The sequence below is a fragment of the Aurantimicrobium sp. genome (assembly GCF_036667855.1).
GTDB lineage: Bacteria > Actinomycetota > Actinomycetes > Actinomycetales > Microbacteriaceae > Aurantimicrobium.
Map to the genome: position 1 here is coordinate 1 of NZ_JAVWTF010000049.1, position 10,633 is coordinate 10,633.

Consider the following 10,633-nt stretch of genomic DNA (forward strand, 5'->3'; position numbering starts at 1 on the left):
CCTGGCGAATCTTGTTTTCTGCGGCAAGAATCTCAACGGAGTCACCTTCGACGGTGATGGTGCGCTCAGGATCAAACGCCCGCGCATCGAGAGCAGCATCGTGAGCAATAGTAAGCAGGTCGAATTTGCCAATCTCGAGGGGACGCGTCTCATCCATGCGAGCGAGCTCGAGCAAGTCTTCAACCAGCGCACCCATTCGGATGGCTTCTTTCTCAATCCGCTCCATGGCCTGACCAATTTCTTCAGGCGTTTGGAGTGCACCCATGCGATACAGCTCTGCATAGCCGCGAACGGAGACCAGGGGAGTGCGCAACTCATGGCTGGCGTCACCGACGAAGCGCTGCATTTGGTCAATCGTGCGTGCACGGTCCGCGAAGGCACGGTCAATCCTGCCCAACATGATGTTGAGGGAGCGGTTGAGTCGCCCCACTTCAGTATTTGTGGGTGCCGTGGAGGGCAGACGCAAGCTCAAGTCACCATCGGCAATAGCAACCGCCGTGTCTTCCACTTCATGCAAGGGGGCGAAGGTCGTGGTGACCAAGAAGCGGGTGAGCAACGCTCCCACGATCACGATGGCAATACCGAGGCCTAAGAAGATGCTGAGGTAGGTGGTCATCAGCTTGTCCACGCCCGCGGTGGAAAGTGCAACAACGACGGTGCCGAGGGTGCCGGTGGCGTCATCGAAGGTCACGGGGACAGCAATGGCGTGAAAAAGTGTTCGGCCATTACTGGACCTCACCGGGAAAATGGCACCATCTAAGGTGGTGGCTTGATCAACCGTGATACCAGTTGCGAGCTGGGGACGGATAGCCTCAGGCTTGTCCGTCCAGTTTTGCTCCAGCAGCACACCACCAGCGCTATAGACCGCGTAGTAGTAGTCCGTGGGAGCTGTCTGATCGGTCGTACCTGTTTTGCTCAGGCGAAGCACGCTGGAGAGGTCCTGATGCACTGATTGAAGCTGGGTGTCCAGCTGCCCAATCAGGGCGGGCTTGAGCATCGCCATGGTTCCAATACCCGAAACCAGCAAACCGATTGTCAACAACAACACAGTGACGCCGGTCACCTTGGTGCGCAAGGAGATGGCGTTCCATCGGTCGTTGAAATTGAAAGGCATCAGTAGCAATCTAAGCAGGTTCTAGGTGGGGAAATGCTGAAAGGGCGAGACCGGGTGGTCTCGCCCTTAGGCATTGGAGGTGTGGGTGCTTAGGAAGCCTTGGCAACCTTGAGCATGTAGCCGAACCCACGCTTGGTGGCAATGAGGGGTTCGGTCGAGACGGCATCGAGCTTGCGACGCAGGTAGGAGACATATGACTCCACAATTCCAGCGTCACCGTTGAAGTCGTATTCCCAGACGTGGTCGAGGATCTGTGCCTTGCTCAGCACGCGGTTGGGGTTGAGCATGAGGTAACGCAGCAACTTGAACTCGGTGGGGCTGAGTTCAACCACAGCGTCGTTCACAACCACTTCGTGGGTGTCCTGGTCCATCGAGATTTCACCAGCACGGATCAGGGCTTCTTCATCTGCCTGCATGGTGCGGCGGAGGATGGCCTTGATACGAGCCACGATCTCATCGAGGCTAAACGGCTTGGTCACGTAGTCATCGCCACCGACGGTGAGGCCCATGATCTTGTCCTGGGTGTCGTCCTTTGCGGTGAGGAAGAGAATGGGTGCGGTATATCCGGCCGAGCGCAAACGCTTGGTCACGGAGAAACCGTTCATGTCCGGAAGCATCACGTCGAGCACGATCAGGTCGGGCTCTTCAGCGAGTACTGCCGAGATCGCGGCTGCGCCGTTGCCAACAGCCTGAACGTTGAACCCGGAGAACCGAAGACTTGTGGTCAGGAGGTCTCTAATGTTGGGTTCGTCATCAACTATGAGGATTCGTGGATTTTCCATGTCTCTAGTATCTGACTGTTTCCTGAATGTAACCTGAGAGTTTTTAGACAGCGAACTGTGCGCACGCTGAACTCAGGCGTATTCCCAGTAGTTAGGCGGGAAATTGGCAGAAAAGAAAAATTAGACGGTGTGACCGTCAACGATTTCGTAGGAATAGCCCTGCTCCGCAAGGAAGCGCTGGCGGTTCAAAGCAAAGTCCTGATCAACGGTGTCGCGGGCGACGAGTGTGTAGAAGGTTGCAGTGAAACCACTCTTCTTCGGGCGCAGGAGACGACCCAATCGTTGTGCTTCTTCTTGTCGTGAACCAAAAGCACCAGAGACCTGGATGGCCACACTGGCTTCTGGAAGGTCAACAGAGAAGTTCGCCACCTTGCTCACAACGAGCACAGGCTCACTGCCATCACGGAAGGCATTGAAGAGACGCTCACGTTCATCTACCGGTGTTGCTCCGGTGATCTCCGGAACACCGAGTGCGGCCCCCAGCTCAGCAAGCTGATCCAGATACTGACCAATGACGAGCACACGCTCACCAGGGTGGGCGGCAATGAGCTTCTTTGCAATCGCAATCTTCACGGGCGAAGTTGCTGCCAGGCGATAACGCTCGGCGTCGCTGGCTGCGGCATAGATCAGGCGCTCTTCGGGGTCGAGATCAATACGAATCTCTTTACATTCGGCAGGTGAGATGAAGCCTTCTTGCTCAATCTCTTTCCACGGCGCATCGAAACGCTTGGGTCCGATCAGGCTGAACACATCAGACTCGCGACCGTCCTCGCGCACGAGCGTGGCAGTCAAGCCCAGACGGCGACGAGCTTGCAGCTCGGCCGTCAGCTTGAACACGGGTGCAGGCAAGAGGTGAACCTCGTCATAAATAACCAAGCCCCAGTCGAGGGCATCTAAGAGAGCAAGGTGAGCGAACTCACCACCGCGCTTGGCGGTCAAGATTTGGTAAGTCGCAATGGTGACCGGCTTGATCTCTTTTGTTGCGCCCGAGTACTCCCCGATTTCATCGGGGGTGAGGGAGGTGCGCTTCAAGAGTTCATCACGCCACTGGCGTGCCGAGACGGTGTTCGTGACCAAGATCAAGGTGTCGGTTTTGGTGGCGGCCATGGCGCCCGCACCGACCAGCGTCTTTCCAGCACCACAGGGCAGCACAACAACACCCGAGCCACCTTCAAGGAAGTTCGAAACGGCCTTCTCTTGGTAGTGGCGCAGTGCCCAGCCGTCTGTGGCGAGGTCAATGTCATGGTGTGCACCGGGCTTGTAGCCGGCATTGTCTTCAGCGGGCCAGCCGAGCTTGAGCAGCTCCTGCTTGAGTTGTCCTCGTGCCCAGGCAGCTACTTCGTAACTGCCATCCTCACGCTTGCCCTCGAGCAAGGTGGTGACCTTCTTCGAGCGGGACACTTCAGACAGAACAGCAGCGTCAGTGCCTTTGAGAATCAGCGTGCCTTCGGCATCGCGCTCAATGGTCAAGCGACCATAGCGGTTCATAGTCTCCGCGATGTCGATGGTCACACTGGCAGGAACGGCATACTTCGAATACTTCTCGAGCGTGCCCAGAATCTCTTCTGCGGTGTGACCAGCAGCACGAGCATTCCACAACCCCAAGCGAGTAATGCGGTAGGTGTGAATGTGCTCGGGAGCGCGTTCAAGTTCGGCAAAGACAGCGAGGTCGTGACGAGCATCCGCGGCGTGCGGGTGTGCCACCTCGAGCAGTACTGAGCGATCGCTTTGAACGATCAACGGTCCATCGGGCATCTCTCTACGTTACTCCGGTTGAGAGGGTGCCCAGGACAGAGCTAGGCAGGGCGCACGGCAGTGATGTGAGAGGCAGGCAGAGTGCGCTCCACCTCAGTCGTGCGATCCAGGCAACGCAGACGACCGTTGGAGAAGCCCTTGGGTTCAATCGTGAACTCACGCTCACCATCTGGCATCGACACTGTCACCACAAGAATGCTCTTGTCTCTCACGGCAACATCGAGCTGACGAGCAATCCAGGTTGCATCATCGGTCGTTGCCGCTTCACGACTGCCACGCAGTCGTTGAACCAGAGCAACGTGAGGGCTGACGGGCTCAGGCTGAAGTTCAATACTGCGGCGGTGAACCGGAGCAGCAATGATCTTGCCGGAGGCGTCCTCCAACTGCGCTGGATATTTCGCATCCAGCAGGGCATTGAGAACAATGCCCGCAGAGATGGCGGTCTGGAGAGAATCTTCCGACACTGGACGAAGTCCTAGTGAGTGCAGGGAGTGATCAGCATTGATGGTGCGCAAGACAAGGAGGTCCTGTGCCTTGACCACAGTGTTGCCGTTGACCTCCCGCACGCGAATGGTGCCAAAGCGTTCACCCAGGTCAGTGATGAAGTAACTCACGGCCTGAGGAATATCGGTGGCAGCTAGAGAAGTGAGGTGATCCAGGATCTGCTGCGCAGAGGTGCCCTGCGCAAGCAGGTGGTTGGTTCCTTGCGCGGAAATGCGGAAGGTGGTGGCTAGCCCTCTGGACTCCACCACACACAGCTGACGCATGAAGACGTCATCGGCTGGTGTGAGTGGGCCAGGTGCCACGACGGTGAAGTCGTGCTGCACAAACACGTGCTCTGCAAAGGGGGGAACAACAGCAGTAATTGCTGCGGTGACGCCCTTCCAGTTTCCGGCCAATACTTCTCGGCCCACAGCAGTCACGGTGCCTACATGAGAGAGGCCAAGCAATTCTGCTTCACTCAGGCGCTCGTTAAGGTCACCATCGAGCCAGTCGTGACCGAGGGGATAGTGAACCTCGAGCCACGCATGCAACTCAGGACCCCAGTTAGATTCTGTGCTGAGGATCTTTTGCAAGTGGGTGCCAAGGTGTTCCGACCACGCTGTGGTCACAGCAAGCCAGCGCTGAGCCAGCGGAAGGTGGAGCCAGTCATCGAGTTTCTCGGTGGCCATCCACCAGCCACTGTTCTTTGCCAGGATGCCCGAGAGTTTTCCCAACGCAAGAAGAGCGGTGGGAGTGATCTCTGCGCTGGGCATCAAAGGTGCCAGGCGCTGTGAATCTTGTGCGCTGAGACCACCTCGTGCCAGTTCCTTCACATGGTGAGACTCGATAGATCGAGCAAGTTCATCTAGAGAAGTAATTGCAGAGAGTGCTGTTTCAAGAGCTGCAACATCGCGGAGCTCCGAACCCTTCTCCGGCTTGCTGGGCTTGTCTGCTGTGGCAGGGACAAGCTTCTCGGTGGCGCTGAGGATGACAGCACTGACTTCGGGGTAGAGCTCGAGCTTCTTTCCCTCAGAGCCCAGAAGTGCCTGCTCAAGCGTGGTGGTGAGCTCGGGATCTGCAGCGGTCTTGCCGGTGCTGGCAAGTTCACGCAGCTGAAGCAATTGCTCCAGCGGAAGCCTGCGCACGGCACTGAGGATGGAATCCTCCGTCAGCAGGGCGTCCGCTAAATCAAAGTAATCCTTGATGGCCGTGCTGTTGGTCAGGCGGGTTGAGGCAAGCTCTGAAAGCTGCTCATCGGTCAGCGCGCGCAGGCGCTTAGAAAGTTCTAACGAGGAAGACACAGGCTCCTACTTGCCTGTAGGCGAGTTAACGAGAACCCGCAGATGCGTCGCGGCGGCGACGAACCATATTGATGATGAGCAGAGAGACCATCAGGATGAAGCCAATCGGAAGGCCGATGCCGGGCAGAACCAATACAAACGTGCCGAAAGAACTGGTGAGATCCAGGTTCGTAATACCCGCGGTCACAATAGCCAGAAAAGCGAGAATGGATACTCCCACAATGGCTACGACCATGGTTCCCAGAATGCGTTCGAGACGTGTTGCTTCGTATGTGTCCTCTGTTGCCATACCTCTAAGGATAGGTGCCTTCTGTTACCTCTGAGTAAACTGGGGGTTGCACCAATCGCAGGAGGAAAAAATGCCAACCGGCAAAGTGAAGTTTTACGACGAGGAAAAGGGCTTCGGCTTTATTTCTACCGACGACGGCCAGGAAGTCTTCCTGCACGTTTCCGCCCTGCCCGAAGGTGCGAAGGTTCGCCCTGGCTCACGCCTTGAGTTTGGTGTTGCCGAAGGCAAGCGTGGAGCACAGGCACTCTCTGTCCGCGTGCTCGAGACTCCTGCAGGTCGCGAGAAGCTTGACCGCAAGCCTGCAGACGACATGTCGATCATTGTGGAAGACCTCGTCAAGCTGCTCGACGGTATTGGCAACAACCTCAAGCGCGGCAACTACCCCGACAAGGCACACAGCAGCAAGATCGCTGCTCTGCTGCGTCGCGTAGCAGACGACTTTGATGTCTAAGCCATTCCCCACTCTCACTGCATCCCACCAGCGCTTGGCGCTTGCTGCGCTGCACGAAATCACCACGCCTGAAAGCATTGGTGAGCTTGAGGTAGAGACCATCGACCACGATGGCATTGCTACCTTGCAGTATCACTGCAAACTCGATGGCTATCCCAACTGGGTGTGGAATGTCTCACTGGCAACCCTCGAAGGCGAAGAGCCCACCGTGATGGAGGCAGAACTGCTTCCTGCCGAGGGTGCACTCGTTGCTCCCGAGTGGGTTCCTTGGTCAGTGCGCTTGGCAGAATTCCTCGAAGCTCAGAAGCAGGCAGCTGCTGCCGGTATTGCGCTCGATGAACAACTTCCCGAAGGTTTGCTTGACCTCGCCGAGGGTGCTCTCGATGGCACCATTCTCGACGATGAACTCGAAGACCTCGATGACTCGGATGCTGATGACAGCGACGAGGAAGACGACGACGACCTCGACGATGACGAGGACGACGAAGAGGACGACGAGGATGAGGAAGATGACGACGAGGAACTCGTCTCAGCTCCTACACACGGCGGAGATATCGACGGAGTCGATATTGATGACCTCGACGACAGCGCAGAAGATTCTGACGCTGACGACGAGAACTAACCTCTAGAGGCGCTCGAGTACGTACTCGATTGACGCAATCAGCGCGGCAACGTCGCTGGGCTCAATCGCGGTGAACGTAGCCACGCGCAGCTGGTTGCGTCCGAGCTTGCGGTAAGGCTCGGTGTCCACGATGCCGTTGGCGCGCAGCACCTTGGCAATGGCCGCAGCGTCGATGTCGTCATTGAAGTCGATGGTGACGACAACCTGTGAGCGGTGCTCGGGGTTGGTCACGAAGGGGGTGGCGTAGTCCACCCGGTCTGCCCAGTTATAGAGCAGGTTGGACGATTCCTTAGTGCGGGCATCTGCCCAGTCCAGACCGCCAGAAGCATTTATCCAGTTGATCTGCTCTTCGAGCAGGACCAGCGTTGCAACGGCAGGGGTGTTGAGGGTCTGCTCGAGGCGAGAGTTGTCAATGGCGTTCTTCAGGCTCAAGAACTCAGGGATGTAACGGTCTGTGGCAGCGATGCGTTCCACGCGCTCGATTGCTGCGGGAGAGAAGAGTGCAAACCACAGGCCACCATCTGAAGCAAAGTTCTTCTGTGGAGCGAAGTAGTAGACATCGGCCTCAGCAGCGTCAATCTTGATTCCGCCTGCAGCGCTGGTGGCATCGACCACGGTGAGCGCACCGGCGTCGCCGTGAACGCGCTTGACGGGGGACATCACACCGGTGGAGGTTTCGTTGTGTGCCCAGGCATAGGTGTCGATGCCCGCCTTGGCAACAGCATCTGCGCGAGAACCGGCAGGGGCGTTGATCACGTCGGGAGCGGTGAGCCAGGGAGTCTTCGCTGCGGCAGCAAACTTGCCACCGAATTCACCGCAGACCATGTTCTGGCTCTGCTTCTCAATCAGAGAGAACGCAGCAGCATCCCAGAATGCGGTGGAGCCACCATTGCCGAGGAGAACTTCGTAGCCATCAGGCAGGTTGAAGAGTTCACTCAGGCCAGAGCGCACGCGACCAACCATGTTCTTGATCGGTGCCTGGCGGTGGCTGGTGCCGAGCAGTTGTGCACCAATCCCAGCAAGAGCTGCCACCTGTTCGGGGCGAACCTTGGAAGGTCCGCAGCCGAAACGGCCGTCAACGGGAAGAAGTTCGCGGGGGATGGTGATCTCAGCCATGAATCAATTCTAGGGTTTGGTCACTACCCCGAAATTCCCCTACTCCCGCGCGAGTAAAGTAGTGAGCATGACAGATCTGATCGACACCACGGAGATGTATCTGCGCACCATCCTCGAGTTAGAGGAAGAGAACATTGTTCCCTTGCGTGCGCGAATCTCTGAACGTGTGGGCCACTCCGGTCCCACGGTGTCTCAGACGGTGGCGCGCATGGAGCGCGACGGACTTGTCTTGGTTTCGGATGACCGGCACTTAGAGCTCACCGCAGAGGGTCGCTCGAAGGCTGTGCACGTCATGCGCAAGCACCGCCTCGCCGAGCGTCTGCTCAGCGACATCATTGGCCTGGAGTGGGAGTTCGTCCACGACGAAGCCTGCCGCTGGGAACACGTGATGAGTGACAAGGTGGAGCGTCGCATCATGGAGATGTTGGGCAACCCCACCGAGTCTCCCTATGGCAACCCCATCCCCGGCTTGGAAGAGCTGGGTATTGAACCCGCCGAAGGCTTCATGGATGGCGTGGCCAACCTGCTGGATCTGCTCCAGGCCTCGGGTGAGCTCAGCACTGGTGTTGTTCGACGCTTGGGTGAACCTGCACAGATCAGCCCCGAGACCCTGGCTGAATTCGCTCAATCGGGGCTCATTCCGGGCTCCACTATTTCCTTCAAGCGAGATGGTGACCGCGTCCGCGTCTCTGCCACAGGATTCACAGGTTCCCTCGATTTACCACTAGATGTAGCGGTCCACATCTTCGTTGAACACAGCTTGTAGTAATTTGCCCGTTACCTTTTTGTGATTTTGTCGTGTCGCTGATGTGACTTTTGGGCTCACTTCCCGTAGTCTGGTGAAGCTTTATAGCCACCAAAGGGTTACAAAGCCACATAGCGAGACGTCCCAACCCCCGTCTCTCGATATGTGAAACGAAGCAAATTTTGCATCGTGACGGGGTAAGCAACCTAGCTTGTTGGGGCGCCGGAGGTTATACCTTGGCCGAATTAGGTAACGACGAATTCTCGTCACGCCGTGAGCGCAAGCTCGCGGAAAAGAAATCACTTCGCAAGTCTGCACGCTCTTTCGCATCCTCTGCACGTGAGCGCGGCACTGCACTCGTTTCTGCTGCCCAAGAGGTAGCTGCAGTAAAGCCTGTTCTTCGCACCGCTCGTCCCGCACGCACCGAAAACACAGGTCGCAACTGGGCTCGCGCTGGCGTGATGGCAGTGGCTCTCGGCCTGATGGCCACCTTCTCGATTCCTGCGTATGCAATCGACTCCAGCGATCACGTTGACGTTGAGGCATACAAGGCACAGCTTGCTGCAGAAGCTCAGGCACTGATTGTCTCCGGTGATTCTGCCGTTTCCGCAAGCCGTGACGGTTACTCCACCGCTGCAGCTGTGACAGTTGCTTCTGCTGCACGTGCATCTTCTTCCGCACGCGTTTCTGTTGATGTCTCCGGAATCGCATCGAACTCTGCTCTACTCAACACTGCTTTGAACCTCGTCGGCATGCCTGGTGACTGCACCGCATTCGTTGAGCAGGCTCTGCGTAACCTGGGTTACTCGGTTCCTGACCTGGGCCCCATGCAGTTCGGTGGCTATGGCACTGTCTTCAGCGACCCCAACCAGGTTCAGCCTGGTGACATCATGATGCGTGGTAACCACGTCGCTATCTATGCAGGTAACGGCCTGGCAGCTCAGGGTGGAATTGGTGGAACCTCTGTTCTTTCCTCCATCTCCGCTGATCCATACAGCTACGCACTCTTCGTTCGCGTCGGCTAAATACCGACCTTGCGTTCGGGTTAACTCCCGATAACGATTCGGCGTGCCTGCTAGCGGTTTGCGGTGTGCGCTCAATACTCTGAACTCAAGCATTAAGTGCGGAGGGTTCATGAAACTTCACGAACGAATAGGTGAGCGTCTACGCGCACGTCTTCTCTAGGGCATTGTCGGCAACGACAGTGCCCTTGTGTGTTTCTCGGGAACCTTCACACTTCTTGTGACCATTCGGCAAGCAGCCTGCACGCCATGCAGGCCCCAACTCGAAAGGCCCCACCGTGCGCACCTTGGTACTCAACGCAGGATATGAACCACTCGCGATCGTCTCTTTCAGACGAGCGTTGATGCTGGTGATGAGCCAGAAAGCCACGGTGCTCAAAGCAGATGCCGACCACCCGGTCGAAGCCATCTCGGCACAGTTTGACCGCCCCTCGGTCATCGTCCTCTCGCGCTACGTGCGCGTGCCCTATGCCAGACGAGTGCCGCTCACCCGACGTGGAGTGTTGCGTCGAGACGGCCACCACTGTGCTTACTGCGGCAAGAGTGCCAACACGATTGACCACGTCATCCCGAAGTCTCGCGGGGGAGCAGAGTCCTGGGAGAACCTGGTGGCCTGCTGCTTCAAGTGCAACAACATCAAGTCCGATCGCACGCCTCAGGAAATGGGCTGGCGCCTGAGGATTACTCCTCGCATGCCTGCTGGCCCCAGCTGGTTCGCCATGGGTCTTGATCACCGGGACACTGCCTGGGATGACTATCTAGCACCAGCAGCCTAGATAACTCCAGCGCTTAGACTGGAGTAACGCCTCTGTAGCTCAATGGAAGAGCATCTCCGTCCTAAGGAGTTGGTTGGGAGTTCGAGTCTCTTCAGGGGCACCAGAGAACGCTTACTAGAACTAAAGTCCCTTTCCACGGTCTCTAGTTGGTCTTCTCTAGTCGTTCCAGAATCCAGC

11 protein-coding genes and 1 tRNA gene are annotated in these 10,633 nt (G+C 57.2%); 6 read left to right on the forward strand and 6 right to left on the reverse strand.

Annotation, left to right across the window (positions count from 1 at the left end; all coding sequences use genetic code 11):
* From RR877_RS08695 to RR877_RS08715, 5 genes are all read right to left on the reverse strand, one after another.
* Window positions 1-1,114: HAMP domain-containing sensor histidine kinase (locus tag RR877_RS08695; RefSeq protein ID WP_332627937.1), on the reverse strand; the 1,114-nt coding region annotated here is incomplete at its 3' end.
* A gap of 89 nt (window positions 1,115-1,203) precedes the next feature.
* Window positions 1,204-1,896 (reverse strand): response regulator transcription factor, encoded by a 693-nt coding sequence (locus tag RR877_RS08700; protein WP_110234394.1) that lies wholly within the window; start codon window positions 1,894-1,896, stop codon window positions 1,204-1,206.
* Between the two features lie 120 nt (window positions 1,897-2,016).
* Window positions 2,017-3,651 carry a DNA repair helicase XPB gene (locus tag RR877_RS08705; protein WP_332551298.1) on the reverse strand — a complete coding sequence of 545 codons (1,635 nt, stop codon included), beginning with the start codon at window positions 3,649-3,651 and terminating at the stop codon, window positions 2,017-2,019.
* A 41-nt stretch (window positions 3,652-3,692) separates the two neighbouring features.
* Entirely contained in the window at window positions 3,693-5,435 is a 1,743-nt protein-coding gene (locus tag RR877_RS08710; protein ID WP_332627939.1) for a helicase-associated domain-containing protein, read from the reverse strand.
* Window positions 5,436-5,460: 25 nt separating this feature from the next.
* The gene (locus RR877_RS08715) at window positions 5,461-5,724 is read right to left on the reverse strand and encodes a hypothetical protein (RefSeq protein ID WP_110234387.1); all 264 of its coding nucleotides are present in this window, start codon (window positions 5,722-5,724) and stop codon (window positions 5,461-5,463) included.
* Between the two features lie 70 nt (window positions 5,725-5,794).
* On the opposite strand from RR877_RS08715, the gene RR877_RS08720 reads away from it, so the two are divergent.
* Window positions 5,795-6,175: a cold shock domain-containing protein gene (locus RR877_RS08720; protein ID WP_110234385.1), complete on the forward strand. Its 381-nt coding sequence runs from the start codon at window positions 5,795-5,797 to the stop codon at window positions 6,173-6,175.
* Window positions 6,168-6,797, forward strand: coding sequence for a DUF3027 domain-containing protein (locus tag RR877_RS08725; protein ID WP_277494742.1), 630 nt, complete (start codon window positions 6,168-6,170; stop codon window positions 6,795-6,797). The genes RR877_RS08720 and RR877_RS08725 overlap by 8 nt, the downstream gene beginning before the upstream one ends.
* Before the next feature lie 3 nt (window positions 6,798-6,800).
* Here the strand turns inward: RR877_RS08725 and serC are convergent, their stop codons facing one another.
* Window positions 6,801-7,913: a phosphoserine transaminase gene (serC, locus tag RR877_RS08730; RefSeq protein ID WP_332618875.1), complete on the reverse strand. Its 1,113-nt coding sequence runs from the start codon at window positions 7,911-7,913 to the stop codon at window positions 6,801-6,803.
* Window positions 7,914-7,980: 67 nt separating this feature from the next.
* Between serC and RR877_RS08735 the strand changes: the two genes are divergently transcribed.
* The 4 genes from RR877_RS08735 (at window position 7,981) to RR877_RS08750 (ending at window position 10,559) form a co-directional block, all read left to right on the forward strand.
* The gene (locus RR877_RS08735; protein ID WP_277494744.1) at window positions 7,981-8,679 is read left to right on the forward strand and encodes a metal-dependent transcriptional regulator; all 699 of its coding nucleotides are present in this window, start codon (window positions 7,981-7,983) and stop codon (window positions 8,677-8,679) included.
* Between the two features lie 215 nt (window positions 8,680-8,894).
* Entirely contained in the window at window positions 8,895-9,683 is a 789-nt protein-coding gene (locus RR877_RS08740; RefSeq protein ID WP_332551301.1) for a hypothetical protein, read from the forward strand.
* 275 nt (window positions 9,684-9,958) lie between these two features.
* Window positions 9,959-10,456: an HNH endonuclease gene (locus RR877_RS08745; RefSeq protein ID WP_277494746.1), complete on the forward strand. Its 498-nt coding sequence runs from the start codon at window positions 9,959-9,961 to the stop codon at window positions 10,454-10,456.
* Window positions 10,457-10,484: 28 nt separating this feature from the next.
* Window positions 10,485-10,559 (forward strand) — tRNA-Arg (locus tag RR877_RS08750).
* Window positions 10,560-10,633 lie beyond the last annotated feature (74 nt).